We start from the raw sequence: 26989 nt of genomic DNA, 5'->3' as shown, positions 1-26989 counted from the left end.
AGGGGACTTTGATTCCGGTTCCCCCCTTTTTTAAGGGGGACTTTGATTCCGGTTCCCCCCTTTTTTAAGGGGGGTTAGGGGGGATCAATAAGTGCCTAAAATTACAGCCAACTACTTTTCAAACAACCTCTTAGGTGTAAATCGATGAATCAACTAAAAGTTCTGGGGTGGCAGTGGTTTTCCTTGGCTCTTAGGCACATTAACTACGTTTAAAGCTTTTGCAATTGCAATCACGTCATTATCTAACTGTTGAGCTTTCCCATTGCCAGGACAACTGATATCTTGCGACTGTTGATCGGCTAATTTAATAGTAGTTGTTGTACCAAAAGAAACAGATTTAGCACAACCAAGTTTTACTGGCAAATTAGATAAAGGTTCAGCAATCTTCACGTCGTGGAAAAACTCTTTTGTCAACTTTTTGGGCAATTTACCTTGATGAGACCCTTGACCATCAACATAATTAACTTCTCCAGTTGGTGATACATAAATCCGATACCCAATCGTATTGGTAGAGCCACTATTGACGATAATAGCAACATCACTGCGTACAAGCGCCATTGCTGATTGAGACAAGCAAAGCAAAAATGATATACCTGCTAACCCCAATAAGCTCTTAGAAAAAAGTTGATTCATATAATAAACATCCTAATGGATGAGTCTTAGTTGTCAAAAATCAATAACAAGTATACATCTAAATAAGTTTCTTTAATTTCCTGATTTTAACAACTTATTCAACAAAAAGATTTAGTCATACTTTTGTCATACGTTTGTCATAAATACGTTAATTTAATATGAGATAATTATCTGTTTTCCTTTCGTGTTCATGTCAAGTATGGTAGTAAACATCAAAGAAAAAATATAAAGAATACATCAAGCTCAGTACTTGCATATACATTTTTTAGTCAAAAACATAAAGATTATGTGAAGATATTTATGCAAGTATAGACATCTAAGTAAACTTTCGGTATTTAATTTTTATCGGGTTATCTAAATTCTTCTTGTTTCCAAGTTTCAAATCACAGATTACTTTTCGTAGTCAACACTCTGAGAGGATGTTTTAAAAGCCCCGAAGGGTATAATTTTTGCTTTCTGACTTCTAGCCAAGCAACTGTAAGAGAAAATCCAGGTTTTAGCCATACACTGAAATTTTCTCCTGCCCTGGCACTTAAAAATAGAATACCCTTTTAAAATATCCTCTTAGTCTCGCTCAATAACCATATTATTCAAGTAAATTGTAGTTAGGAATAGGGGAAAATATAGAAGCACGTAATTTTCTCGACTCTGATATTTTCTTGATACTGCTTTAGCTAAAATGTAATTTCATACAGGAATTACATTCGAGGAATATTGAGTGGTATTAATTTAAGATCGCGAGGAATAATTCGTTAGCCAACAGAAGTAATATCTAGAACTTTCTAGTTTTTACTCTGCGAACTCCTGAGCAGAAAAAGTCTCAACTTAGACAATTCTGATTGAAAGAAAACTGAATATAACAAACAAGACTTTCAGGGATTAAAACTCGATCGCACTCTATTAAGGAAAATAATATTATGTCCAGATTAATTGTTTCTTCTCCCTCACTCATCGGCACCTCTGGTTCGGATCTGGTGACTGGTCTTGAAGATAATGGATATTATCCCGCAATTGGAATTGAGGTTTTAAAAAAGGGAGTCATTGATACTAGAGGCGGTAACGACACTATCTCTGGTACTGGCACTGGCTTCAGCGACGGCTTTGACGCAAGCACTGGCACTGGCATTGCCAACAGTGGCATCATCAATGCAGGGAGGGGAGACGATACTATCTCTGGCACTGGCAATGGTGGTTTCTGGTATAGAAGCTTTCTACCGGGTACAGGGATCTCCAATACTCAGAGTGGCTACATTAATGGAGAAGACGGAAATGATTTGATCAAGGGAACCGGAACCGGAAGTGACGGGTTGGGAGTAGGTATCACTAAAGGTATCAATAATACCCAGTATAGCCACATTAATGGAGGTTGCGGGAACGACTCTATAGAAGGAACTGGTAATGGTATAGGAATCTCTAACACTCAGCATAGCCGCATTGATGGAGGTTACGGGAACGACTTTATCGAGGGAACTGGTAAGAATGTTTCTTATGGAGAGGATGTGGATGGTACAGGCATCTTCAACAGTGATGGCAGCGTGATTAGTGGAGGCTTTGGAAACGATTCTATTACTGGTATCGGCAAGGGCGGTAATGGAGAAACAGATCCTTCTCCTGGTCGTAATCTCCCTGCGGGGAATGGTATAGGTATTTCCAACAGCAAGGGTAGCGTAATTAGTACAGGGCAGGGAAACGACTTCCTTTCTGGCACGGGTACAGGCGGTGCAGGGGATGACAGTCTCCTTGTGTTTGGGTTTGGGGTGGTTCCACCTGGTGTAGGTATGGGTATTGTTAACAGTGGTATCATCAGTTTAGGCGATGGCAACGATACCATCATCGGTACTGGGATTAGTCAAGGCATAGGTTTTCTTAATACTAATGGCATTATCTGTGGAGGGGCTGGAGATGATACCCTTGCTGGCTATGGCACCAGTATTGGTATTCAAGGCGGCACTATTGATGGCGGAAGCGGTAACGATTACTTCAAAGCTCGTCGAATTGATGCTAACGGTAATCCCGTTTCAAACCAAGGGGGCGATATTGCCAATGTCTTAATTAAAGGTGGATGTGGAAACGACATATTTGATGTTGGTTACGGTAATGCCACCATTGATGGTGGTTCGGGATGGAACAAGCTAATTCTGCCCGACTTCAAAAGTGATTACACCATCACCGGCAGTTCCGACAATTACACCATTAAACGCGATGGGTTCGTCCTCAATGTCTTGAATGTTGAACAAATCGCATTTCTTGGCGTTCTGCCTCATGCTTAGAGGCTGTTTGAAAAGTCCTCTCATTGGTAGCAAAACATTTCAGATCCCCCTAAATCCCCCTTAAAAAGGGGGACTTAGATTCTTCACCCTTTTTAAGGGGGGCTGGGGGGGATCTCTAAGTGCCTAAAATAACAGCCAAATACTTTTCAAACAACCTCTTAGAACCACTTACCCACAAAGTTAATAGTCTAGCAACAAGTACAGACGCTCTTATTAGCGGCTATTCCTTGAAATCACACTCCCACAAAAATACTCTACTGATTTTTATTTCCCTCAGTAGAGTATATAGCAATCCGATTTGATTTATGAAATTATTTGCGTAGGTAGGGAGTAGGGAAGAGGCTAGTACAGTGCGGCGGAAATAAACCACCCATTCCAAATCAATGAAACCCTCATGCTGTATTCGTTTTTAATTTTTAATTTTTAATTTTTAATTCCGCCCTGTGGTACTAGGCTGTTGACTCTGTGCCTTTTTAGGAGTTAAAAAGTCATGCAAAATATATGTCATTGCGAGCGGAGCGAAACAATCCCAGACGATTGCTTCGCTCCGCTTGCAATGACACAAAAATAAAAAACCCTAAAAACTATCAAAGTTAACAGCCTAGGAAGAAGCCTTTTTAAGTTGCACTGAGTTTTTTCAGAAATAAAATATGATTCCTATATAAAGGTATATTTATTTTATTCATACAAATATTATTTTTTTACCTTGATAGCTTTAATATTTGAATGCCAGGAATATTACCTAATATTTCTGTTCATAGGGGTAGCCTAACCCCGCACTTGTCGCAGTGCATTAAACACCTTACCTCGCAATCCAACTGGTAACAACGATAATCCTAAACCAGTCCAAGCTTTAGTAGTTGAATAAGACTGTCCCGCCAAAACTAACTCTCTACCTTTTTGCGTTTCACCCTTTTCAATTAAACGCAAACCTAATAATAACTGCGTTTCAGTGAGACGGTTTTTTCTAATTGTCTCTAGTTTTTCAGAATCAAACTTATAACTTTCTAAATACCGCATTTTATCAAATAAATAAGGAATCGCTCGACTGATACCTTGCTGCTCTGTATGAGTGCGATATTCCATCAATAATTGTGGTAAATAATAACCCTTTTTTCCAGCCAAAGCCAGACGCACAAATAAATCATTATCCTCGCAATTTTGCAGGTTTGGCTGCATAAATCCTAATTCTTGCAAGGTTTGACGACGAAATAATGTAGCGCCAACTTGAAAGCTTTGCTGAACAAAGACAACTTCCAATAAATTATCTACAACACCTGCTGGTAAATTCTTCCTACCCCAGCGATGAGTATTTTCTTGAGTTTTTGCCTCATCCCTGATATTATTAATATCAATTATCCAATGGTCTGTACCAACAAAATCAATGCTAGAGTCTTGAGCAAGAATCGCTGCGGTATTAGCAAGAAAATCGGGTGTTAGCCGATCGTCGTCATCAAATTTAATAAAATATTCACCACTGGCAGCATCAAAGCCAGAGCGCATATTATTACTTTTACCAATATTTTCTACATGACGAATATATTTAATCCGTTCATCTGTATACTGTGACATTAATTCAGCCGTGCGATCGCTAGAGCCGTCATCACAAACAATTAGCTCAAAGTCTTGCTCAGACTGATTCAGTACACTGTCAATGGCATAAGGAAGAAGATGGACACGATTAAAAGTAGGAACGCAGACAGTAATCTTAGGCATATTTTATACTAAAAAATAATATTATATTAATTGTTAATTTAATACATCGCCAATAAAACTATATTTAGCGGAGAGTTCTTTGAATTTTATTTATTGTTTTATTGAAAAGATTATGAGTTTTGGCAACTATATTCAGTGGTCTTAGCTCTTTTGGTCTTTGTTCTGGCTGTTTGAGAAAGCGATAGTGTAAAAACTCATTCGCATAACAGATATTAACATATTTACCTTTGCATAAGTAGGCAAAGTCACGAGCAGAATAGCTCATATAATGGATGCGATGAATTGGTTTTAAGCCATCTTGATTGTAAAGAACATTATTAATATTGACGAAGGGATCTGCATTGGCACAGTTACCTGTTCTATCTTCGCCATTAGGACTAAGTGTAAAGTTAAAAAGTGGGCGATCGCAGCGTAAGGTCATATAGTTAAACAAAAAAGAATCATCCCACCATCCATATCCATTAATCCATTCAACTTCTTTCTGCTTAATTAATTGCTCCTTCATTATTTCAATTTCTTTAATAGTAAATAATCCTCGCTTAGAACCAAAAAAGCTAGAGCAATGCAGCTTAGAACGTATATCAGCTTCTGTATATAGTCCAGTTTGTTCTATCACTGAAATATTCAATGCTGCAACAGCTTCATGCTTAAGGTGTTCCCAATCATCAAAAATAAAATCGGATGTTTCTAACTTGTCAATTACATCATTGACTGGCTTCATCGCCAAGCTATCACCATCATAAAATACAAATTTATCAAAAATACCCTCAAAGGCAACAAACTTTCTTTGTAAATGACTTTTGTACCAACCAGAACGTGATAGTTTTGTCTCTTTTTCCTTAGAATGAGCAGCCCAAACCTGATGAGCAAATTCTTCCCAACGTTGAATTACCTGCCAATCATCAAACAGAATTACATTCTTGCGAGCATTAACTTCTTGCCTAACTAGGTCTAATCGATCATCGTATGGAATAATACAAATGGGAATATCTGCGCTAACATTCACCTCAATGCTGTTTAGCAAAGCTACTAACTGGTCAAACACCACATCATTGGCAAGGGTGTAAATACCGAAAGAATCCATTATGATAAATCCTTTTTATCTTTAGTTACTGAGCAACGCAGATAATATTATCGTTATTTTCTGAGCTATTATTCCCAAATAATTAATAATATACACATCTTTACGCTTTTTGCTGAGACCCGGGAGGAAGCAATTTTGATCAGTTTGGATTGCGCTAACGTTTCGCTTACTTACGGCTTTAGTTGAACAATTGCCTTTTAGAGAATAATTTCAGCAAACCGGCGGTTCTTACTCCCCAAGCACCATTAGCCAATAAACCTGTAACTATTCCTACAAGTTTCCAGCCTCCAGCGATGTGCTTTTTGAGTTATTGCTTATACTAGAACCTCTAGAGCTTGCTTCTTAGAGTTGTCTATGATAATTTGCTAAATAGTACAAGATACAGTAGTTCTATCAAGTTACAGTACTTTATTAAATACAGCCGAAGAAGTTGGGAATTAAGATTACTCGGATACTCTATCAAATATCTGATAACTAAAAATGCCCAATCACTAAGGAGTTAAATAAATGACAGGGAAATTACAAGGACAAGTAGCAATTATCACTGGAGCTTCAGCAGGAATTGGTGAAGCAACTGCGATCGCATTGGCTTCAGTTGGAGCGACAGTAGTATTGGCTGCTAGGCGTGGCGATCGCATTCAGGCATTGACAGAACGTATAGAAGCTAGTGGTGGCAAGGCATTGCCCATTGTCACCGATGTGACTGATGAAGACCAGGTAAATAACTTGGTGGCAAAGGCTAATGCAGAATTGGGAAGGGTCGATATCCTGGTGAATAATGCCGGAATTGCCTTACTCGGAACTATTGAAGCTGGAAATAGCTCCGACTGGCGGCGATCGTTTGATCTTAATGTACTAGGTCTGCTATATGCTATTCATGCTGTTTTGCCTCTGTTTAAGGCGCAAAAATCGGGGCATATAGTCAATATCTCTTCAGTGGCTGGACGGACAGCGCGGGCGGGTATTGGTGTTTATAATGCCACTAAATGGGGTGTCAATGCCCTCTCAGAAGCATTGCGCCAAGAAGTCCACAAAGACAATATCCGCGTCACCATTATCGAACCAGGTTTAGTGGATACAGAAATTGACAACCAAATTACTGATCCCATCGCTAAACAACGCATCGAGGAACGGCGCAGAGCAATTACACCTCTGCATAGCGAAGACATTGCTGCTGCGATCGTTTACGCTGTTACCCAGCCGTCGCGCGTCAATGTCAACGAAATCCTGATCAGACCAACGGGACAAGAACACTAAATAATTCCTGAAGAGTGGGATAATTGCGATCGCCAGTACAGGACGATGACTGTAATTAATTTCGCTAGTTGGAGTTAAAAACAGACTGTCTATACACAAACTAGGTAGACTGGAATCGTAAAGATTAGACCAGTGTATGCAGAATTTTAAAGCCCTGCCAAAGATTATCCGCGCCCATGTATTCATTTCTGGCCGAGTCCAAGGAGTCGGCTATCGCTATTCCACTGTAGATACTGCTAGGCAGTTGGGATTAACTGGTTGGGTACGAAATCTCCCTGATAATCGAGTAGAAGCAGTCTTTGAAGGGGCGCAAGAGGTTGTAGATAACATGGTGCGCTGGTGTTTTTCTGGGCCGCCCTCTGCTGTGGTTAAAGATGTTGTGGTTGAGTATGAAGTACCCGAAGGGTTGCAGGGATTTGAAGTTAAGCGGGTTGAGTAGGGAGTTAATTGTTTTGCCTTCTTAGCAGAAACTGTAACATCTGATGAGAAAATAAGATATTCAAACAAAGCTTCTGGTCGGTAGCAAAAAGTTTTAGATCCCCCTAAATCCCCCTTAAAAAAGGGGGACTTTGATTCTTCCCCTTTTTTAAGGGGAGTCAGCGCGGTCTTGGGGTCTCCCCCGCCGCAGGATGCGCGAAGCGCTGTAGTGGAGCGACTGGCGTGGGTTAGGGGGGATCAACAAGTGCCTAAAATTACAGCCAACCACTTTTAAAACATCCTCTAAAGAAGTCGGTGTTCTAAATTCAGCTTAAGTTAAGTGATGAGGAAGAAGCTGCCAGAGCGATCGCTAATGGTAAAATTCGATGTTCCTGAATTTGAATTCTAGCATGGAGTGTTTCTGCTGTATCATCCGGCAATACTGGCACTGCGGCTTGCATCAATATTGGGCCACTGTCCATTTCTAAACAAGCTAGATGTGCTGTACAACCAGTGATTTTTACTCCAGCGGCTAAAGCTTGTTCTACTGCATGGATTCCCTTGAAACTAGGTAACAAACTAGGATGGATATTAATAATCCTCTCAGGAAAAGCATCAATGAAAACTGATGTTAATAATCGCATCCAACCCGCCAAAATCACCCACTCTACATCATAGTAGTGCAATGTCTGCACAATTTTCTCATCCAACTCTTCACGAATTTTATAGTTGCGATGATTTAACAAAACAGCTTCTACACCTCTATTAGCTGCTCTTACGGCTGCTTTCGCCGAAGGGTTGTTATAAATTAAAACTTGAATTTGGGCATTTAGCTGTCCATCTTGGATAGCTTGGGCAACTACATCAAAATTGCTGCCATTTCCAGAAGCCATAATTCCCAGTTTTAAAGGGGTGACTTGTTGGCAAATATCGCTAGCGCTAGGAGAAACCAAGCTAAGGGTAGAATCAGGGCGGAGGGTCATAAACAGCTAAGAGAGAAAATTATAGATGCCAAAAAAAATGTATACTACTAAGTCGTGGTTGGATAATGATACAGTAGCCGCCTGGACTTTTCTCACACCAGCCCTAATTTTACTGGGTGTTTTTATCGTTTGGCCGATCGCTTATTTGTTTTATCTCAGCTTCACGGCTGGGAGTTTTACCTTAAAAGGGACTTATTGGATAGGCTTAAAAAATTATTGGCGCTTGCTACTCAACCCCGATTTCTGGCAAGTTCTGGGTAACACCTTTTATTTTACTGTTGCGACTATCGTTCCCAGTTTAGTTATCTCCTTGGGATTGGCAGTGCTATTAAACCGTTCCATTCCCTTGCGCGGCATTCTACGGAGTGCCTATTTTCTACCTTCAATTATCTCACTTGTGGCAGCTGGTTTAGGATTTCGCTGGCTGTTTCAAATATCAGGGCCAGTGAACGGACTTTTAAATTTTTTTAGTATTGCAGCTATACCTTGGTTAGGAGATACATTTTGGGCAATGCCAGTAATTATTTTAATGAGTATTTGGAAACAACTGGGTTTCAATATGGTAGTTTTTTTAGCAGGGTTGCAAGCCATTCCTCCTAGTCGTTATGAAGCCGCAGATTTGGATGGAGCAAATGCTTGGCAACAGTTTTGGTATATTACTCTGCCTGGATTGCGCCCAACTGTGATATTTGCAATCATCACTACTGCAATTTTTACATTACGGAGTTTTGAGCAAGTTTTTGTGATGACTGGCGGAGGCCCTCTGAATTCGACTAATTTGCTGGTTTACTACATTTACGAAGAGGCTTTTGGTCAATTTGATTTTGGTTATGCCGCTGCCGCCGCGACGGTTTTACTAGCAGTGACGTTGGTACTGGTTTATTTGCAACTGCAAACTTGGAGAGAGGAGTAGGGACAGGGGGAATTTTGGAAGTTGCTAAATTATTCCGCAAATATGCAATGGTAAAAAAGAAATAGCTAGAGTTTCTACTTTTTCGATAGGCTGCGATATTCCCAAGGGTTAACAAATTTAGCATCACTCCAAACACCAAGGCGTTGTTCCTTTGCCTCAGCTTCGGCTTGTTGAACTAAGTCTTTGCTAGGACACTTATTTAAATAAGGACGATACACTTTTGCCAACCCTTCTTGTAACAAGACCTGCTGCACAAAAGTGCCATTTTGTAAACGGACTTCGGCAATTTTGCGTCCATAGCGATCGCTATCTGTGATATTTAGAGTCACGCGATCGCGTCCTTGTTGCACCAGTTGTTGCACCCGTTCTTGAGCTTTCACACCCCAATTAAATTGATTGCGATCGCTAGTGCGTTTACTCTGCTTTTCTTTGTTGGTATGGGCTATTTCTGGCGCATCTACACAAGCAAAGCGCACGGTAAAATTTTTACCATTGGTATCTTTCACTACTATGGTATCGCCATCACTCACACGCTCAACTGGTTCTCCAGAATTAGCATTAAAGCGATCGCAACCTATCAAACCGAAAAAGATGATAGTTGCACAAAGCCAAAATCGTACTGGTTTAGTTAATTTCTTCATCCAAACTTACCTACATTACCTCTGTGGGATGATATTAGCAAAATGACCAAATATATTTGTTAATCTTTGACATACTGCCACAGACAATCCAAAAATTCCAAATCGTGAGAACCTCTAGTAGTCTGTCAAGAAATAATTGACGAATAAATTTTCTGTAGAGACGGCGATTTATCGCGTCTCTCCAACCGTCAAAATGGGTTCGACAGACCACTGCGGCAACCGAATAGAAAATGCAGATTAGTATAAGAATTGTAACCTTCTAATTATCAACGGTAGTTTTTGATGAACTTCTTAACTCACATTTTGCATTTAGCTGGCTCAGGAGCCTTTGCCTATTACTCTGCTGCTCAAATTCGTGATTTAAAAACCCGTCCCAACATCCTGGCAGGGTTTTATTTTGCTGAATCTGGTTCTGTGCCCTTTTTATCCGCACTTAGCGATCGCTCCGCAGCCGAAGGCGATACATGGCTAGCCGAAAAACTGGCAAAACATGCATCAGATGAGACTAAGCATGGTCAAATTTTTGCCCACGCCTTACAACAAATGAATAAACAAGTTATAGATTTCAAGCGTCAACCCCAAACTCCATCCCCAAGCAAATCGCAACAGCAGCGTAGTCCCTTTTTTGCAGCCTTTTTTGAAGGCTACACCCAAGAACAGCTAAAACCTGCTGTTATTGACTGGGATGTGTTTATGGCTAGCACATATATTCTTGAGTTAGATGCTAGTAAAGACTTTGTGCGAATGGCGAAAGTATTACCTGATAACGATTCAACGGCTCGTAACTTAAAGTTAGGAATGCTTTGTATTGCCCAAGATGAAACTACACACGCGGCTTATCTTTACGAAGCGATGATGCGACGGATGTCTCCTACCAAAGTGGAAAAACTTGTAGATATGTGGCGAACTCGGAAAGTAAATGCTTTGTTAGCAATGGTTGGTGGTATCCTTCAGCGTAATGGTGAAACGCGATCGCTAGTCCAAGATAGTGCGCCGTCAGAAATCGATTCTGAGTTGCTCGCTACGTAATTATAGATATCCTTAAGTATCGAATGTTCAAAAAATTTGGATATTATCTAGCTTGAAAGGCAGGAGGTCTGCCTGTGTACTTCCTACAAAAAACTATGAAAGCTGAAGCAGAAAATAATAGTCGGCTGACTTGTGAAGTAGAAACTACCCTAAAAGTGATTGGCGGACGCTGGAAAGTTTTGATTATTAGAGAATTAATGGTTGGTGTCAAACGGTTTGGTGAGTTACAACGGGCTTTACCCGGAGTTACGCAAAAGGTGTTAACCCAACAACTTAGAGAAATGGAGGAAGACGGCGTTATTCATCGAGAAGTTTATCCTCAAATTCCACCAAAGGTAGAATATTCACTGACACCTTTAGGAGAAACTTTGCAACCAATTCTCTATGCTATGCATGAATGGGCTATTCAACATTTAGCTGTAACAAATCACCATCAATAATAAAAAAAGAGTCAGAGTTCAGGATAATCTACCCATAAAGGGATAAATAATTGCTAATTTTCAATTTGAATTAGCAGATTTATCCGTATAACTTTTAATAGTCTATTAGTTGTTTCTTAAATATTCAATCGCTGCCTCTAATTTTGAGGAGTAACTTTCAGCAAACCTTTCAAACCAAAGTCCTTCTGATGAAAGTGGATCTACTTTGGCTAACCATTCTTTTGCCTGTACCTTCAAAACCTCTAATTGTTTGGCTTTAATTTGTTCTTGCCGAACTCGTTCCTGTTCGAGTTCTTGCTGTTTTTTTAACTCAATAGCAGTATCCTCTTCGGCAAAATCAGCCTTAACTTCTGCCAAAAGATTATCTATAAAAGATGCCGACTTTGGCGATTGTGCGATCAAAGATTTGGCTGTAGCTGATTTTGACTGCTGCTGTTGTGGTTTGATTTCTTGGTATTCAGTTTGGAGTTCAGCTAACAGCTTATCAATGGAATCCATTTTTGCAACTCCTATAAATGGTATAGCTAGTCATTAATGGCATTGAGGAGAACTTCTGATAAACTCATATCTTCCATATCTTCCATAGTAATTGTGTCACAGATATCAAACTTAGCACCAGCACTTTGGAGTTCATCGTCTAAGACTTTGAGAAAGCGGGTAGCTTGTACATCTTTACCGACTTGAATGAAAGAAATTGCTAATTCTTCATCTCGATCGATGCGGCGAGAAGCTTCAATAATTACTTTCATCACTGCTTTGCGATCGTCCGGTTCACCATCAGTAACCACTAAAATTGTTTCACCATTTGGCTTTGTTTGACCAGCTGCTTTGCGTTGTAAATAATCATCAGTTGCGTGTTTTAACACACCTGCCAAATCAGTTGTACCAGAGGGATCATTTTCTCGGAAAATTTGTGGTACTATGCTAGATGTGACATTTTCATATCGCTTAAATTTACCAGAAAATACATAAATGGTAATGCCGTCTGGGTCAAATTGCTCACACTTACTAGCTAAAGCTAAAGTAGATTCTTGAGCCGCAACCCATCTACTTCTACCACCCTTTTGGTCTTGGGTTGCCATGCTGCCGCTTTTGTCAATAATCAAGGTATAGTCACGATTTTCTAGCATTATTCAATTCTCCAGTTGAAAGTTAAGAGTTATGAGATTTTAGGCTGATAGATGTATTAGTCTGTGATTGCATTTTTCAATACATCGATAAGACTCATTTCTTCTAAATCGTCTAAAGTAACCGTGTCGCAAATATCAAATTTAGCGCCAACACTTTGCAACTGGTCATCCAAAGCTTTGAGGAACTTAGTTGCTTGGGCATCTGAACCTACTTGAATGATCGAAATTCCTAATTCTTCATCACGTTCCATCTGGCGAGTAGCATGAATGATGACTTCAAATACAGCTTTGCGATCGTCTGGTTCACCATCTGTAATGACTAAAATTGTTTCTCCGTTCGGCTTGGTTTTACCGGCAGCTTTGCGTTGAAAGTAGTTATTGAGGGCATCCTGGAGTACACCTGCTAAGTTTGTTGTCCCAGCAGGGTCATTTTCGAGAAATATCTGTGCGACTTTGGCTGAATTAACATCATCGTAGCGTTTAAATCTACCGGAAAACACATAAACAGTGATGCCATCTGGGTCAAACTGTTCGGCCTTTCTTGCCAAAGCGAGAGTAGACTCCTGGGCGATTTCCCATCTACTTTTACCACCCACTTGGTCGGGTGTGGACATACTACCGCTTTTATCAATGATTAATGTGTAGTCGCGATCGCTCATCATAATCTTCCTTTGATTCTTACCCTGTGGTTCTAGTCTAGTCTACGAATCTGACGATACCGTAAGCTTTTTAAGGTTTTGTATCAATTCCGCTACTTAAATGCTACTCAACAACCCCATCGTTTACCCAGTTTTTAGCGATCGCTAACTGCAATCTGCCTAGTGGACACGCTAGAAAGTCTAAAATGCGACAAAAAGAGAAACTGCTAGGTGGTAAGCACATCCAAGGCAAACTCATGAGCAAAATAGTAAACTTGCTGTTCCAAGAATTGTGTAAAGTAGTTTAAGTTGTGTTAACCGTTCATAATTAATAAAGGGTTTTGAAATATTGAAATGAAAGTTTCAGTTACCCTGAACACACCAGGATTTTTCAGTCAAATCTCTGAATTACGCCAGCAGACGAGGCTACCCATGCTTACAAGTACGCTACTTCTCTCGAATCAACTTCCCACCCTCCAATACTCTTCCACACCAGAGCGTTTCGATGAAACCTGGGAAGCTCCCCTGGCTACCCTTCTGGGATTAGGACGCGCCGCCGGCGCTGACTTCATCGAATTATTTTTAGAACGTCGCAACTATATTAGTTGTCTGGCAGAAGACGATTCCATCACGAGTATTTCACCCAGTCTGTCTACAGGCGCGGGAGTCAGAGTGTTTCGTGGCAAAGCCGATTGCTATGTCAGCACCAATGACCTTTCTTTTTCCGGTTTGAAAGCAGCTTTAGAAAAAGGTCTTTCTATCTTAGGATTGCAATTACCCACTGCTAAAGCTTTCATCCCAGAAATAAATCTAGAACTACTGAGAGATTACGCCACCAAAAGAGGCAAAGATGCATGGCTACCAGTATGTAGCTCAATCCGCGAAATGGGAGAAATCCTCCTTGATGGGACTGCCAACTTGAAGCAAAAAGCTAGCCACGTGCAATCACGCCGTGCTAGCTATTTCCGGGATTGGCAAGAAGTCTTAATCGCCGCCAGTGATGGTACTTTTGCCCGTGATATCCGTCTTACCCAGTCAGTAGGATTTAACCTATTGTGTGCTGATGGTGCTAATCGTACCTCAATTGGCGATCGCGCAGGTAATACTAGCGATGCCAATTTCTTGAGAACTTGGGATTCTCAACAAGCCGCCGAAAAAATAGCAGAATCTGCCGGCAAAATGCTCTATGCCGATTACGTAGAATCGGGTACTTACCCGACTATTATGGCCAATCACTTTGGCGGCGTAATCTTCCATGAAGCTTGCGGACACCTGCTAGAAACCACTCAAATCGAACGCAATACCACTCCTTTTGCTGACAAAAAAGGCGAAAAAATTGCCCACGAAAGCTTGACAGCTTGGGACGAAGGGCGCTCTGACAAAGCCTTTGGGACAATTGACATGGATGACGAAGGTATGCCAGCTCAAAGAACATTATTAATTGAAAAAGGCGTTCTCAAAAACTTCTTAGCAGATAGAACAGGTTCTGCACGCACCGGACACCCCAGAACTGGAAGTGGCCGCCGCCAAAATTATACCTTTGCTGCTGCTAGCCGAATGCGTAATACTTATATTGATTCTGGCGAATATAGCACCGATGATTTATTTGCCTCTGTTGATAAAGGTATTTACTGTAAAAAGATGGGTGGCGGTAGTGTTGGTGCTACAGGTCAATTTAACTTTAGTGTTGATGAAGCTTATTTGATTGAAAATGGCAAAATCACTAAACCGCTAAAGGGAGCAATTTTAATTGGAGAAGCTAAGGAAATTATGAATAAAATTTCTATGTGTTCCCAAGATTTGGAAATTGCCCCAGGTTTTTGCGGCTCTGTGAGTGGAAGTATTTACACCACAGTCGGACAACCCCACATCAAAGTTGATTCTATTACCGTCGGTGGACGATAAGAATTTTAGATTTTGGATTTTGGATTGTAATATTCAAAATCCAAAATGCTCAAGCTCTCCGATAATTCCGTAGGTTCAATCTAAAATCTAAAATCCAAAATTGACTATGCCAAATATCAATGAGATTGCAAATTCTGCCAAGGATAATGCTGAGAAACTTGGCATTAAGAAATTCGACATTTATGGCTCAACAATAGATGATACAAGCGTGCAGGTAGACCAAGGTGAGCCAAAACAAGTTAAAGCATCAAATCGCTCTGGCGTTACTGTTCGTGTGTGGAATGAAGAAAATACAATGGGTGTCACCAGCACGACAGATGTAGACCCCAAGGGATTAGAATTAGCTCTGAAAACTGCTTACGAAGCCAGTTTTTTTGGTGTTAAAGAAAATGTTCCTGATTTTAGTCCCGAAGCTACTGTTTCTATTGCAAACAAACCTCAAGATAAGACACCCCAAGCACCTGTTGCTGAACTCATAGAAAGATTGTTGGTAGCTGAAAAAGAATTACTGGCAGCCCATCCAGCAATTAAAGGTGTACCTTATAATGGATTATCGCAAAGAGATATAGACAGATTCTATCTCAATAGTGATGGTGCAATCAGAACTGAATCTCACTCCTTAGCATCAGTTTATCTTTACAGTAAAACTGAAGAAGAAGGAAAAAAACCGCGCAGTGCAGGTGCTTTTAGAATCAACCAAAGTTTAAATAATCTAGACATCAATGGTTGCATCAAAGAAACTGCCGATAAAACTATCAGCCACTTGAACTATGAAAAAATCAAGACTGGTAAATATCGAGTTGTTTTCTCAGCAGAAGCTTTTTTAAGTCTGTTGGGTGCTTTTTCTAACTTGTTCAACGCCCAAAGTATTTTGGATAATCAAAGCCTATCTACTCCTGAAGATTTAGGTAAGCAAATTGCTTCTCCTCTGCTTTCAGTTTTTGATGATGCACTACACCCAGCTAACGTAGGGGCAGAAACTTTTGATGGAGAAGGAACTCCGACTCGTCAGGTTTCGCTAATTGAAAATGGCATTTTAACAAGCTTTCTCCACAGTGCAGGTACTGCTAAAAGGTTGAATGCCCAGCCAACAGGTAATGCTAGTATTGGTGCAAAAGTCAGCGTTAGTCCCAATTTTTATCACGTTTTTACAACAGTAACTCCTGAAGAAGAGTTAAGTTTAGAAACTGCTGAAGATGTGATTTTTATCGATGATTTACAAGCTCTCCATGCAGGAGTTAAATCTTTACAAGGCTCCTTTTCTTTGCCCTTTGATGGTTGGCTAGTTAATAAGGGTGTCAGGACGAGTATTGAGTCAGCAACTGTTGCTGGCGATTTCTTGGAACTCCTGAAGTCAATTATTTATGTAGAAAAAGAGGCGGAGTTAACGCCAGGGGGAGTTTGTCCGAAAATCTGGGTTAATGAACTGTCAATTACCGGTGAATGAAGAAGGGAAAGGGAACCAATTAATTTAAAAATAGGGGTTTAAAATATGGACGCTGATTTTTGTCGCATTACGTGTCTCAAAAATCTTCTTTTAATATTGTCCATATTTAAAAATACTTGCTCTATGGCGTGTGGGGAAAAGTTTTTCCTTTACCCCTTTCCCCTTTTCGGTAAAAGTTAGTAAGTAGTTGGACAAAAATATTTACAGTCATTGCGAGCAAAGCGTTCGCGAACAGCGTCTCCAAGAATTGCAATCCCAACCGCAAGTGGATTGCTTCATTACGCTATCTCTACGACAAGATCCCCAAAGGGGTACGCTTCATTTGCAACGACATTGTGTAATTAATTCTGTCCAAGTACTTATTTAGGCAAGGGGTATGAGTATCATCGGATACTGTTGGCGAAAGTGTTACAAACGCACGGACAAAAGTGTTACAACTCAAAGCCGCAACTACAGATTGAAGGTTTGAGCTTACGTAATACTTAATAAGACAATAATGTATTACATTCGCCAACAGTATCATCATCGGAACAGAAAGCCGAGTTCAGCTTAAAAGCCTTACTTAGATAAAGATTATCCTGATAACTTAGATCATTCACTAATGTCGATCGTCGAGTCACTACTTAAGGATACAATAAGCGTTTAAGCTTCTAAAAATGCTTGTATTACTCATGTAATATCTCTTCACCCGATTTTCTGCATGAACGCTACTCATACCCCTACATCTACTTGTATGAAGAGGGTATCTGATATACTAACTGGAAATATATTTAGCCCTGCGTTTATCCCTTCTTCGTTTTTTATAGTTAGTAACCTCATGTTTAAGCCACATGAACGGGTAAATATCTCCTGTAAAGTGAAAACCTATAGCCCCAATAAGTCCTGCATGTGAATAGAGCAATATTACAGTAAAACTATAAAAAATAATATGCGTAATAATATGTAATTTTCCTTGATAAATATGATTTAGAACACTTACAAATAAACCCAAACAAATTGCCAAATGATTATTATTTATATATAAGCCTAATTGATGTACTAATACTCCACGAAATATCAATTCTTCTGTTATTGGATTCAAGATGCATACGGCAATCATAAATAATATTTTCTGAAGTTTCTGTCGTGGCATAAGACTTGCAGAAACGAAATAAGCATCATTTTGCACAATTTCACTGATTCTCAGAAGATTTAAGATTTTACTTAATACTAAAAGGAATATCCCATAGCAAATTAAGCCAATTATTAAGGAAAATATTGGTAAGATTTCAAGTTTTAAGCCAACTGCTGGTGCGTCCCATCCTAGAATATAAGTTATGCTAAAGAAGAAAATTAACGAAATTTGATTCCATAACATATAAAAGCCAAAACCAGACTTGGGCCTTTCTACTTTTCGTTGCTTTTTAATTAATGCTCCTTGAATTATACTGTTATACAAATACACCACACTTAAGACAACTACAAAGAATAGAACAAAATTAGTTAATGGAGGTAATTCTGTTTTCACAATTATCTTTTATCGGGGTAAAGTTATGGAAGCTGTCACCAGGGGTAAAATTGCCTACAAGTGCGTATGCAAAAATATTTATGTCATTGCGAAACGATTATGCATTGCGATGAAAAATCCTTGTAGAGACGTAAAATTTTACGTCTCTACATTCAAGTTCATACCTCGATTCAGCAACACCATATTTTTAATCGTTAATTGTTCCATCAGGCATGACTGCACAACGCAAATCTGCACCCGTCAGATTTGTACTACTCATTTCTGCCCTGATTAGATTTGCCTTACTTAAATTAGCATCAGTCAAATTTGTCCTAGCAAGATAGGCATCAACTAAGTCAGCTTCAGTAAGGTTAGCCCCACGTAGATTAGCCCGACTTAAATCAACTCTATTTAGTCTTGCAAAACTCAGGTTTGCTCCACTCATCTGGCATCTAGTTAGTTTCGCATCTGCCATAATTGCACCATACAAGTTAACACCCGTAAGGTCGGCATCAATCAGATTTGACCTTTCCAATCTAGCATTCATCAGGTTAGCACCTTTCAAATTAGCACCCCCAATGTTAGTATCTGCCAGAGATGCATTAGACAAAATTGCTTCACTCAAGTTGGCATCGCTCAAATCGGCATAACGTAGCGTTGCTTCACTCAAGTTAGCACCACTCAAATCAACTTTAGATAAGTCTACACCAGTTAAATCAGCGCCGCGCAGGTCAGCCTTATGGAGGTTAGCGCCCCGTAGACTAGCAGAGTACATCCTTTTTTCTTCTCGCAGGTTAGCACCACGCAGACACGCACCAGTTAGATTTGCACCACTCAAATTTGCACCACGCAAGTCAGCATTCATCAAGTTACTATCGAGCATATATGCCAAAGTTAAATCGGCATTACGCAAATCGGCACCCTGCAAAGTGGCACCATGTAAATTAGCATCATGCAAGTTGGCACTGATTAAACTTGCCTGATTTAAGTTCGCACCACTTAGCTTGGTACATACTAGATTTGCCTTATTCAGAATTCCCCGATTTAGGTAGCTAAAAGTTAGGATGGCATTACGCAAATCGGCCTTATTCAAAGCTATCCCAATCAAGTCTGCACCAAATAAATTTACCCCATTTAAGTTTGCCTCAATAAATTCTGTTTCTCCATTTTCGTATCTTTTAAGAAGTTCATTAGCATCCATATTTTTTCTATCTCAATTACCACCATCTTTTTAAGTTTTTAGGACTTACGCAAAACTATACGGCGTAGGGGCAATTCATGAATTGCCCCTACATGAAAATAAGGGTTTTGGCTATTTTTTGCGTAAGTCCTAGTTTTCTTATAATTAAGAATAGTCACAAATTATTATCATTGTTTTTCCTTGAGCGGATCTTTGGGAGAAGGTACTATAAATTGACAGGTATTATTATCATCTTTGATCCCACTTTTGTGGTGAGGATTAACGAGTGTTCTCATTTCTGGAGATGAATCGCTGTTAAACGCTTGATATCCGTTGGCACTGGATGAGACATTAGCATATAAACCTCGCATAGATTGGATGATTGCACTAGCTGCTTGAATATTTTCATCCGGCTTACCTAAAGATATAACAGCACGATTTAGTTTAGATTCAAGCTCTCTGATAGTTGGACAATTATCAAATAATCTCAGCAATAAATCATCAAGTTTTTCAGCCTTCAGTTTTAACCAGTCTTCTTCATTGAAAGTAAACTTCTTGTAAAGCGCCGAAAATATAACTATCTTAGCCCTAAGTGGGTTAGTATACTTCATAATATTTTGCCGTAAATCAAACTGATTATATTGATGTTTGATTTCAGTGTTTGGAGATTTATCTATAAATTTTGATGATATTTGTCGAGGATTATAAAATATTTGTTCCTCTTGATGAGGTTCCTTTAATAGTATTCCTGTTGATTCATCAATTGTTATGTATAGCTTCTGCATTTCCTGAGAAATAACATCAGCAATTTGGGCATATTCAGCTTGTTTATTAAGGGTTTGTACAACCTTAGATAAGGTATAATCTAAGTTATTTGTACTTGGATTAAATCTGCATAATTCTTGGATTAATTCTTGTAAATTAAACCTATCTAGCGTCTCTTCATCATTTTCCCAAATGTTTTTACAAGCCGAGTATATTAGTTTTTTAATCCGCTTCGAGTTTTCATGCTGTTCTAAATTTTTAGTTACTGCATCGAGGCTAGATATAGTTTTCATCGGCAAATCTCCGGCACAGGTATTAGGTGGTTTAGAGAAGAATTTCACTTCCGAGAATTTCTACTCGCTTTGAAAGGGCTGGTCTTATGTTATACCCTTTTTATCTGGCTTGTGTAGTTATGTCAAACCACTTTGTCCACGCTTAACGTTGCTGATTGGGTTGGCACAACAGCCAAATCCTGATGCTCATTGTCGCACTGTTTTCCCGTCGATAGGTATAACTTGGGCACCAATAGCTTCAGTAATCGACTCCACCCATTGATGAAAGCATTGCTCAAACGCTTGGGGATTTAATCTGGTAAATACTCAAGCAAAAAGTGCCATTATCAAAGCCTCCCAAGCACTTGTGCGGGTGATTCAGTTAGCGGATCTGATCTACCAACTGACCCAAATTATTCTGCAAAATTCGGGGGGCGATCGCTGTGCCTTAATCTTACCTTCAGAGAATCAAGTCTGCGAAGTGCGGGCGATCGCTCGACAAATCGTCGAATCAACCCACGGCGGTAAATTAAGTTGTAACTCTGTTCTGGGTGAAGGTACAGAATTTATGATTGAAATACCTTTGTAAATCTATAGCCCTACTAAATCATTCGTGAAAAATAATATCCCCGATAACTTTTACGAAGTCGGGCATCTGGACACCGCAGATTTTCACAAATCAAATAGGATTGTTATAGTTACAAATTATCTGGATTGTAGATAACGTAATACAATACCCCTAAATCCAAATATTTGCCCATTTTAATATCGTATTCTCCACCATAGGTTTGAGAGACGATTTCGACAACCAAAATAGGTGGAGTCCAATTTTCTTCCCAAAGCACATAACTGAGTCTTCCATTCGGCGGTCGTCGCCGTCGTTCCACACCCAAGCTCAAAAAGCCATCGGGGACAATGGATTTTCTTGGTGCAGTCGGGAGGTAATAGATACCCATGTCTACACCAAAGAACCAATCGGTGCGTAGACGCGAAGCGGCTTGTCGCCAGACATCGCTCCAAATAGCGGACAAAATAGCTAACAGTAAGTTAGGAAACAGGTTTTGGAGTTCGTTATCCACAGGAGTATCATCAGAGTCGGGGAGTTCTGCCGAAGTTGGGAGCAGGGGTAGGGGAATGGAGTATTCCATAGGATAAGTTGCCTCGCAACAATAAACCCATTTTATGATCTGGGAATACTAAATCCAGAATTGTCAAGATTTTGGTGGCAGAACAATGACTCCAGTAAGTATTCCCGGATATCAAGTTAGTGAAGAACTCTACAATGGTTCTCGCACTGTGGTTTATCGTGCAGTTCGAGAAATCGATCGAGAACCTGTAGTGATTAAACTGCTGAAAAATCCTTATCCCAGTTTCAGTGAATTGGTACAGTTTCGCAATCAGTATACGATCGCCAAAAATCTCAACTCACCCCTGATCATCGCCACCTATAGCCTAGAACCTTACCAAAATGGCTATTCGCTGGTGATGGAAGACTTTGGTGGAATTTCTCTAAAAGATTATTTCACCTCTGTAAAAACGCGATATATTGCGTCTGGTCATGATTTTTTAGTTCTAGCGATCGCACTTTGCAACGTCTTAGACATACTCTATCGAGAGCGAATTATTCATAAAGATATTAAACCCAGCAATATTTTAATTAATCCTGAAACCAAGCAAGTTAAATTAATTGACTTTAGTATTGCCTCTTTACTACCAAGAGAAACCCAAACACTCATTAATCCTAATGTCTTAGAAGGGACACTTAGTTATATATCCCCAGAACAAACAGGGAGGATGAATCGGGGAATTGACTACCGCACTGATTTCTATTCTTTAGGTGTCACTTTCTACGAATTACTCACTGGGGAGTTACCATTTCCATTAAATGAGCCGATGGAGTTAGTACATTGTCACATTGCCAAAGCAGCGCCTTTAGTATCTGAAATTAACCCACAAATACCGTCTGCACTCTCAGAAATCGTCAAAAAACTTATGGCGAAAAATGCTGAAGACAGATATCAGAGTGCGTTAGGACTGAAATTTGATTTAGAAAATTGTTTACATCAGCTAAATGAAACTGGTGAAATTCAGAGTTTTGAAATTGCACAAAGGGACGTGTGCGATCGCTTCATCATCCCCGACAAACTTTATGGACGAGAAACCGAAGTATCAACTCTACTGCAAGCATTTGAACGAGTTAGCCTTGGTGCAACAGAAATGATGTTGGTAGCTGGGTTTTCGGGAATTGGTAAAACTGCGGTTGTCAACGAAGTTCATAAACCAATTGTGCGCCAACGTGGTTATTTTATCAAAGGTAAATTTGACCAATTTCAACGCAATATTCCCTTTTCGGCATTTGTGCAAGCATTCCGGGATTTAATGGGGCAACTGTTAAGCGAAAGTGATGCACAGCTTCAGCAATGGAGAAACCAAATCTTATCAGCAGTTGGAGAAAATGGACAAGTAATTATTGAAGTTATCCCCGAACTATCAAGAATTATTGGTGAACAACCACCCGCCATAGAATTATCAGGAACGGCGGCACAAAATAGATTTAATTTATTGTTTCAAAAATTCACTCAAGTTTTTACCAGTTTAGAACATCCATTAGTAATGTTCTTAGATGATTTGCAATGGGCAGATTCAGCATCGCTGAAGTTAATGCAGCTATTGATGGCTGATACAAAGCATCTTTTGTTAATTGGTGCGTACCGTGATAACGAAGTCAACCCAGGACATCCATTAATGTTGACTTTGAGCGAAATCAAAAAAACATCAGCAACTATTAATACAATTACTTTAGCACCACTCAATCAAGTCAGAGTAAATCAATTAGTTGCCGATACACTAAAATGTACAGAAAATTTAGCATTACCTCTTTCTCAATTAGTTCATCAAAAAACTCAAGGTAATCCGTTTTTTGCCGCCCAGTTTCTCAAAGCATTACATCAAGATAGGCTAATTGAATTTAATTTTGATTCAAATTTCTGGCAATGTGACATTGTCCAGGTGACAACTCAAGCTGTTACAGACGATGTTGTGGCTTTTATGGGTTTTCAATTACGAAAACTACCGCTATCAACTCAACAGGTGTTGCAGTTAGCAGCTTGTATTGGCAACTATTTTGATTTAGCGACTTTGGCAATTGTTTCGCAGCAATCCCAAATTGAGACGGCTTCTGCTTTGTGGAAAGCATTACAAGAAGGGTTAATTTTACCGATTAGTGATGTTTATAAATTTTATCAAGATGAAACTGCTAATAGCTATTTGTCCATTGCTAATAAAAATCAACAAATAGCTATTAGCAATGAGCAATTAGCAAGTTATAAATTTTTACACGATCGCATCCAACAAGCTGCTTATTCTCTGATTCCCGATGACCAAAAACAGAGGACTCATTACCAAATAGGACAACTGCTCCTGCAACAGATTTCCTCAGCAGCAACAGAAGACCGCATTTTTGAAGTGGTAAATCAATTAAATCACGGAACTGCTTTAATTACCCAACAAAGAGAACGAGATGAACTAGCTGGGCTTAATCTGATTGCCTGTCGCAAAGCCAGAGCCGCTACCGCCTATCAAGCGGCTCGTGAGTATGTTGCAGTGGGATTGTCACTGTTGGGAGAAAAAGCTTGGCAACAGCAGTATGAAATGACTCTATTATTCCATAACAATTCGGCTGAATTAGCAATGCTGTGCGGTGACTTTGAGGTAATGGAACAGTGGATTGATATTGTCATTGAACAGGCACACTCTTTACTAGAAAAGCTCAATGTTTACCGCATTAGAATTCAAGCAAAGACCTCCCAGAATCAACTTACCGAATCTATTGCGATCGGCATTCAGATCCTGCAACAGTTGGGTGTCACCTTTCCAGAAACACCCACACTAACTGATATTCAACAGTCAATTCAAGAGATTAGTGAACTGATTGGAGACAGGAAAATTGCAGATTTTGTCCACCTGCCAATGATGACAGATACCAACAAACTTGCAATTATTCAGATGACTAGTAGCATCACACCAGCAGCTTACCTCTCTGGCTCTCCCTTGTTCTCATTACTGACTTGCTTTTCACTCAAATTGTCTTTGCAGCACGGAAACTTATCTATTTCAGCTTATAACTATATTTGCTATAGCATGATTGTCTGTAATCTCTTGGAAGATGTAGATTTAGCTGTAGAGTTTAGTCAGTTGGCATTGAATGTTGTCTTAAAACTCGATGCTAAAGTAACTAAACCGGAAGTATTACTGATGCGGGCTGGGTATATCCGACACCGAAAAGCTCACATCCAAGAAACGTTATCACTCTTGAGGGAGAGCTATGCAACTGCCATAGAAGTCGGAAACTTGCTAATTACTGGACATAGTGGCCACTTTTTCTGTTTGCATTCCTTTTGGTGCGGTCAGCCCCTTACCACCTTAGAACAGGATACGCACACCTACTACAATGGTTTGGTGCAAGTTAACCAATTGACAACAGCCAATTACTGCCGGATCTATTGGCAATCTGTTTTAAATTTACTGGGAGTTGGGTTGCATCCCACCCTGTTGTCTGGTTCAGCCCTCCAAGAGATGGAATTTCTGCCTCTGCTATTGTCTGCAAATGACCTATTTGGGTTGTATTTATTCTATTTATATAAGCTGACCCTTTGCTTTTTATTTGGGGAAGTTGAGCAAGCTAACAATTATGCAGTTGAGGGCAGAAACTATTTAATGGCTGCTGCGGGAATAGTCGGCGAACCTGCTTTTTATCTTTATGATTCTTTGGTTGCCATAGCACAGTTGAATCAAACACCAACAGAGGTATCACAAGCATTAGAGCGGGTAACACAAAACCAAACCCAGTTACAACAGCACTGGGCGCACCATGCTCCAATGAATTACCAACATAAGATTGATTTGGTAGAAGCGGAAAAATGTCGATTGTTAGGGCAAAAAGTAGAAGCCAGTGAGTTTTATGACAAGGCCATATCTGGAGCGAAAGCTAACGAATATATCCAAGAAGAAGCCTTAGCCAACGAACTCGCCGCCAAATTCTACCTCGACTGGGGCAGACAGCGCATCGCCCAGGACTACATGATTGAAGCCTACTATGGTTATGCTCGTTGGGGTGCGAAAGCCAAGGTTGCTGACTTGGAAAGACGCTATCCTCAACTTCTAGCTGCTATCCTCCAACAAACTCGCACTGCCTTCTCAGTTAACGAAACCGTCTTCGCCACCGGTACAGTCACCTCCACTAGTTCTTCCTCCAGCGTCTCTGATTCCCTCGATTTAAAAGCTATTCTCAAGGCTTCTCAAACTCTTTCTGGTGAAATCGAACTCGAAAAACTACTTTCATCGTTGCTTGCGATCGTCATCGAAAATGCGGGGGCTGATAAATGCGTGTTAATGCTGTTGCGAGACTCGCACCTGCTGATCAAAGGGTCAATTATTGAGGGTTCGGAGCCGGTAGTGTTGCAGCGCCTTCCCGTTGAGGAGAGTCAAGATATTCCCCTAAAGCTGATTTACAAAGTGAAGCACAATAGGGAGACTATTGTGCTGCTGGATGCAACGGCTGATCCGATTTTAGCCAATGACCCGTATATCATGCGTCAGCAGCCTCAGAGTATCTTATGCAGCCCGATTTTGCATCAAGGGAAGTTGCTGGGTATTTTATATCTAGAAAATAATTTAGCAACGGGGGCGTTCACGAGCGATCGCGTCGAACTACTCAATTTAATCTGCGCTCAAGCCGCAATTTCTTTGGAAAATGCTCGACTTTATGAGCGATCGCAGCAATATGCCCAACAGCTAGAACAGTCCTTTGCCGAATCGCAGCAAAAATCAGAAGATTTGCAACAAGCATTGCAAGATTTACAACAAGCCCAATTACAAATAGTGCAGAGTGAAAAAATGTCTGCGTTGGGTAACTTAGTCGCAGGGATAGCCCATGAAATGAATAATCCTTTGGGTTTTATTGCTGCCAGTCTAAAACTTGCTAAACCCACCCTAGCTGATCTTGTTGAACATCTCGGACTATATCAAAAAAGTTTACCCAACAAAAATGGGGAAATCAAAGACCACGCCGAAGAAATCGACTTGGATTATAGCTTATCAGACTTACCCAAGATGATTGATTCTATGTCGATGGCATGCGACAGGCTAAAGAACATCAGCACCAGTTTAAGAACTTTCTCTCGTGCCGATCAAGATTACAAAGTGCCATTTAACATTCATGAAGGTATTGATAGCACAATTTTAATTTTGAAACATCGTCTCAAGGCTAATGAACAACGTCCCGCCATTGAAGTTGTCACAAATTACAGTAATTTGCCTGAAGTAGAATGCTTCCCCGGTCAATTAAATCAGGTATTCATGAATCTGATCGCAAATGCCATTGATGCCTTAGATGAATCTAACACTGGACGCAGATTTGAGGAAATTCAAGCTAATCCTAACTGCATTACAATTACAACCTCGGTCGGAAATCATCTAGTCAAGATTGCCATTATAGATAATGGGAAGGGGATGAGCGAAGCAGTCAAATCAAAGATTTTTGACCATTTATTTACTACAAAAGCTGTGGGTAAAGGGACGGGGTTAGGGTTGGCGATCGCTCGTCAAATTGTTGAAGAAACCCACGGCGGAAAATTGAGTTTTAACTCTGTTTTAGGTGAAGGAACAGAATTTTTTATTGAAATTCCGGTATGATTTTTGGCGATTTTGATTTGTTCTCCAGCAAGGGGTTCAGATCCCCGACTTCTTGAAGAAGTCGGGGATCTGTGCCCCTAGTTATAAACG

The 26989-nt window shown here is 40.0% G+C and carries 22 protein-coding genes and 1 pseudogene; 10 read left to right on the top strand and 13 right to left on the bottom strand.

Annotated features, from left to right (window positions below):
* Positions 1–153: 153 nt before the first annotated feature.
* Positions 154–633, bottom strand: a complete 480-nt coding sequence (locus GTQ43_RS01065; protein ID WP_265269904.1) for a hypothetical protein — start codon at positions 631–633, stop codon at positions 154–156.
* Positions 634–1550: 917 nt separating this feature from the next.
* On the opposite strand from GTQ43_RS01065, the gene GTQ43_RS01060 reads away from it, so the two are divergent.
* On the top strand, positions 1551–2903 hold the full coding sequence (locus GTQ43_RS01060) for a calcium-binding protein (protein ID WP_265269903.1): 1353 nt from the start codon (positions 1551–1553) through the stop codon (positions 2901–2903).
* Between the two features lie 768 nt (positions 2904–3671).
* On the opposite strand, the gene GTQ43_RS01055 is transcribed toward GTQ43_RS01060, so the two are convergent.
* The gene (locus tag GTQ43_RS01055; RefSeq protein WP_265269902.1) at positions 3672–4619 is read right to left on the bottom strand and encodes a glycosyltransferase family 2 protein; all 948 of its coding nucleotides are present in this window, start codon (positions 4617–4619) and stop codon (positions 3672–3674) included.
* 64 nt (positions 4620–4683) lie between these two features.
* Positions 4684–5703: an Npun_R2821/Npun_R2822 family protein gene (locus tag GTQ43_RS01050; protein WP_265269901.1), complete on the bottom strand. Its 1020-nt coding sequence runs from the start codon at positions 5701–5703 to the stop codon at positions 4684–4686.
* Between the two features lie 507 nt (positions 5704–6210).
* Between GTQ43_RS01050 and GTQ43_RS01045 the strand changes: the two genes are divergently transcribed.
* Complete coding sequence (locus tag GTQ43_RS01045; protein WP_265269900.1) at positions 6211–6960, top strand: SDR family NAD(P)-dependent oxidoreductase; 750 nt, start codon at positions 6211–6213, stop codon at positions 6958–6960.
* Between the two features lie 136 nt (positions 6961–7096).
* On the top strand, positions 7097–7399 hold the full coding sequence (locus GTQ43_RS01040; RefSeq protein WP_265269899.1) for an acylphosphatase: 303 nt from the start codon (positions 7097–7099) through the stop codon (positions 7397–7399).
* Positions 7400–7703: 304 nt separating this feature from the next.
* Here GTQ43_RS01040 and purN read toward each other — a convergent pair whose 3' ends face one another.
* Positions 7704–8360 carry a phosphoribosylglycinamide formyltransferase gene (purN, locus tag GTQ43_RS01035; protein ID WP_265269898.1) on the bottom strand — a complete coding sequence of 219 codons (657 nt, stop codon included), beginning with the start codon at positions 8358–8360 and terminating at the stop codon, positions 7704–7706.
* 25 nt (positions 8361–8385) lie between these two features.
* Between purN and GTQ43_RS01030 the strand changes: the two genes are divergently transcribed.
* A complete protein-coding gene (locus tag GTQ43_RS01030) occupies positions 8386–9273 on the top strand; it encodes a carbohydrate ABC transporter permease (protein ID WP_265269897.1) in 888 nt (295 codons plus the stop codon).
* A 74-nt stretch (positions 9274–9347) separates the two neighbouring features.
* Here the strand turns inward: GTQ43_RS01030 and GTQ43_RS01025 are convergent, their stop codons facing one another.
* A complete protein-coding gene (locus GTQ43_RS01025) occupies positions 9348–9914 on the bottom strand; it encodes a thermonuclease family protein (RefSeq protein WP_265269896.1) in 567 nt (188 codons plus the stop codon).
* Between the two features lie 282 nt (positions 9915–10196).
* Between GTQ43_RS01025 and GTQ43_RS01020 the strand changes: the two genes are divergently transcribed.
* Positions 10197–10943: a ferritin-like domain-containing protein gene (locus GTQ43_RS01020; protein ID WP_265269895.1), complete on the top strand. Its 747-nt coding sequence runs from the start codon at positions 10197–10199 to the stop codon at positions 10941–10943.
* A gap of 95 nt (positions 10944–11038) precedes the next feature.
* Positions 11039–11383 (top strand): winged helix-turn-helix transcriptional regulator, encoded by a 345-nt coding sequence (locus tag GTQ43_RS01015; RefSeq protein ID WP_265273635.1) that lies wholly within the window; start codon positions 11039–11041, stop codon positions 11381–11383.
* Positions 11384–11488: 105 nt separating this feature from the next.
* On the opposite strand, the gene GTQ43_RS01010 is transcribed toward GTQ43_RS01015, so the two are convergent.
* The 4 genes from GTQ43_RS01010 to GTQ43_RS00995 form a co-directional block, all read right to left on the bottom strand.
* Positions 11489–11881 (bottom strand): salt stress protein, Slr1339 family, encoded by a 393-nt coding sequence (locus tag GTQ43_RS01010; RefSeq protein ID WP_265269894.1) that lies wholly within the window; start codon positions 11879–11881, stop codon positions 11489–11491.
* Positions 11882–11907: 26 nt separating this feature from the next.
* On the bottom strand, positions 11908–12513 hold the full coding sequence (locus tag GTQ43_RS01005) for a vWA domain-containing protein (protein WP_265269893.1): 606 nt from the start codon (positions 12511–12513) through the stop codon (positions 11908–11910).
* A gap of 56 nt (positions 12514–12569) precedes the next feature.
* On the bottom strand, positions 12570–13175 hold the full coding sequence (locus GTQ43_RS01000; RefSeq protein ID WP_265269892.1) for a vWA domain-containing protein: 606 nt from the start codon (positions 13173–13175) through the stop codon (positions 12570–12572).
* A gap of 100 nt (positions 13176–13275) precedes the next feature.
* Positions 13276–13410, bottom strand: a complete 135-nt coding sequence (locus tag GTQ43_RS00995) for a hypothetical protein (protein ID WP_265269891.1) — start codon at positions 13408–13410, stop codon at positions 13276–13278.
* Positions 13411–13583: 173 nt separating this feature from the next.
* On the opposite strand from GTQ43_RS00995, the gene GTQ43_RS00990 reads away from it, so the two are divergent.
* Both GTQ43_RS00990 and GTQ43_RS00985 read left to right on the top strand, forming a co-directional pair.
* Positions 13584–15056, top strand: a complete 1473-nt coding sequence (locus GTQ43_RS00990) for a TldD/PmbA family protein (protein WP_265273634.1) — start codon at positions 13584–13586, stop codon at positions 15054–15056.
* A 106-nt stretch (positions 15057–15162) separates the two neighbouring features.
* Positions 15163–16503, top strand: coding sequence for a TldD/PmbA family protein (locus tag GTQ43_RS00985; protein WP_265269890.1), 1341 nt, complete (start codon positions 15163–15165; stop codon positions 16501–16503).
* A 754-nt stretch (positions 16504–17257) separates the two neighbouring features.
* Here GTQ43_RS00985 and GTQ43_RS00980 read toward each other — a convergent pair.
* The 3 genes from GTQ43_RS00980 to GTQ43_RS00970 form a co-directional block, all read right to left on the bottom strand.
* Entirely contained in the window at positions 17258–18010 is a 753-nt protein-coding gene (locus GTQ43_RS00980; RefSeq protein ID WP_265269889.1) for a CPBP family intramembrane glutamic endopeptidase, read from the bottom strand.
* Positions 18011–18197: 187 nt separating this feature from the next.
* Complete coding sequence (locus GTQ43_RS00975; protein ID WP_265269888.1) at positions 18198–19190, bottom strand: pentapeptide repeat-containing protein; 993 nt, start codon at positions 19188–19190, stop codon at positions 18198–18200.
* 167 nt (positions 19191–19357) lie between these two features.
* Positions 19358–20227 carry a hypothetical protein gene (locus GTQ43_RS00970; RefSeq protein WP_265269887.1) on the bottom strand — a complete coding sequence of 290 codons (870 nt, stop codon included), beginning with the start codon at positions 20225–20227 and terminating at the stop codon, positions 19358–19360.
* Positions 20228–20579: 352 nt separating this feature from the next.
* Between GTQ43_RS00970 and GTQ43_RS00965 the strand changes: the two genes are divergently transcribed.
* A complete protein-coding gene (locus GTQ43_RS00965; RefSeq protein WP_265269886.1) occupies positions 20580–20795 on the top strand; it encodes a hypothetical protein in 216 nt (71 codons plus the stop codon).
* 121 nt (positions 20796–20916) lie between these two features.
* Here the strand turns inward: GTQ43_RS00965 and GTQ43_RS00960 are convergent.
* Positions 20917–21354: pseudogene (locus GTQ43_RS00960) on the bottom strand (Uma2 family endonuclease); the annotation flags it as partial.
* Between the two features lie 85 nt (positions 21355–21439).
* On the opposite strand from GTQ43_RS00960, the gene GTQ43_RS00955 reads away from it, so the two are divergent.
* Positions 21440–26899, top strand: coding sequence for an ATP-binding sensor histidine kinase (locus GTQ43_RS00955; protein ID WP_265269885.1), 5460 nt, complete (start codon positions 21440–21442; stop codon positions 26897–26899).
* The last annotated feature ends 90 nt before the right edge of the window (positions 26900–26989 follow it).

The organism is Nostoc sp. KVJ3 (assembly GCF_026127265.1).
Taxonomy (GTDB): domain Bacteria; phylum Cyanobacteriota; class Cyanobacteriia; order Cyanobacteriales; family Nostocaceae; genus Nostoc.
This window is presented reverse-complemented; position numbering and strand designations above follow the sequence as displayed.

Bases quoted from the DNA above. Each gene is read 5' to 3' on its own strand.
- GTQ43_RS01045 (WP_265269900.1), top strand. From the start codon at position 6,211: ATGACAGGGAAATTACAAGGACAAGTAGCAATTATCACTGGAGCTTCA.
- GTQ43_RS01025 (WP_265269896.1), bottom strand. From the start codon at position 9,914: ATGAAGAAATTAACTAAACCAGTACGATTTTGGCTTTGTGCAACTATC.
- GTQ43_RS01030 (WP_265269897.1), top strand. From the start codon at position 8,386: ATGCCAAAAAAAATGTATACTACTAAGTCGTGGTTGGATAATGATACA.
- GTQ43_RS01065 (WP_265269904.1), bottom strand. From the start codon at position 633: ATGAATCAACTTTTTTCTAAGAGCTTATTGGGGTTAGCAGGTATATCA.
- GTQ43_RS01010 (WP_265269894.1), bottom strand. From the start codon at position 11,881: ATGGATTCCATTGATAAGCTGTTAGCTGAACTCCAAACTGAATACCAA.
- GTQ43_RS01050 (WP_265269901.1), bottom strand. From the start codon at position 5,703: ATGGATTCTTTCGGTATTTACACCCTTGCCAATGATGTGGTGTTTGAC.
- GTQ43_RS00955 (WP_265269885.1), top strand. From the start codon at position 21,440: ATGACTCCAGTAAGTATTCCCGGATATCAAGTTAGTGAAGAACTCTAC.
- GTQ43_RS00995 (WP_265269891.1), bottom strand. From the start codon at position 13,410: ATGAGTTTGCCTTGGATGTGCTTACCACCTAGCAGTTTCTCTTTTTGT.
- GTQ43_RS01005 (WP_265269893.1), bottom strand. From the start codon at position 12,513: ATGCTAGAAAATCGTGACTATACCTTGATTATTGACAAAAGCGGCAGC.
- GTQ43_RS00990 (WP_265273634.1), top strand. From the start codon at position 13,584: ATGCTTACAAGTACGCTACTTCTCTCGAATCAACTTCCCACCCTCCAA.
- purN (WP_265269898.1), bottom strand. From the start codon at position 8,360: ATGACCCTCCGCCCTGATTCTACCCTTAGCTTGGTTTCTCCTAGCGCT.
- GTQ43_RS01020 (WP_265269895.1), top strand. From the start codon at position 10,197: ATGAACTTCTTAACTCACATTTTGCATTTAGCTGGCTCAGGAGCCTTT.
- GTQ43_RS00970 (WP_265269887.1), bottom strand. From the start codon at position 20,227: ATGAAAACTATATCTAGCCTCGATGCAGTAACTAAAAATTTAGAACAG.
- GTQ43_RS01060 (WP_265269903.1), top strand. From the start codon at position 1,551: ATGTCCAGATTAATTGTTTCTTCTCCCTCACTCATCGGCACCTCTGGT.
- GTQ43_RS00975 (WP_265269888.1), bottom strand. From the start codon at position 19,190: ATGGATGCTAATGAACTTCTTAAAAGATACGAAAATGGAGAAACAGAA.
- GTQ43_RS01040 (WP_265269899.1), top strand. From the start codon at position 7,097: ATGCAGAATTTTAAAGCCCTGCCAAAGATTATCCGCGCCCATGTATTC.
- GTQ43_RS01000 (WP_265269892.1), bottom strand. From the start codon at position 13,175: ATGATGAGCGATCGCGACTACACATTAATCATTGATAAAAGCGGTAGT.
- GTQ43_RS01015 (WP_265273635.1), top strand. From the start codon at position 11,039: ATGAAAGCTGAAGCAGAAAATAATAGTCGGCTGACTTGTGAAGTAGAA.
- GTQ43_RS00985 (WP_265269890.1), top strand. From the start codon at position 15,163: ATGCCAAATATCAATGAGATTGCAAATTCTGCCAAGGATAATGCTGAG.
- GTQ43_RS01055 (WP_265269902.1), bottom strand. From the start codon at position 4,619: ATGCCTAAGATTACTGTCTGCGTTCCTACTTTTAATCGTGTCCATCTT.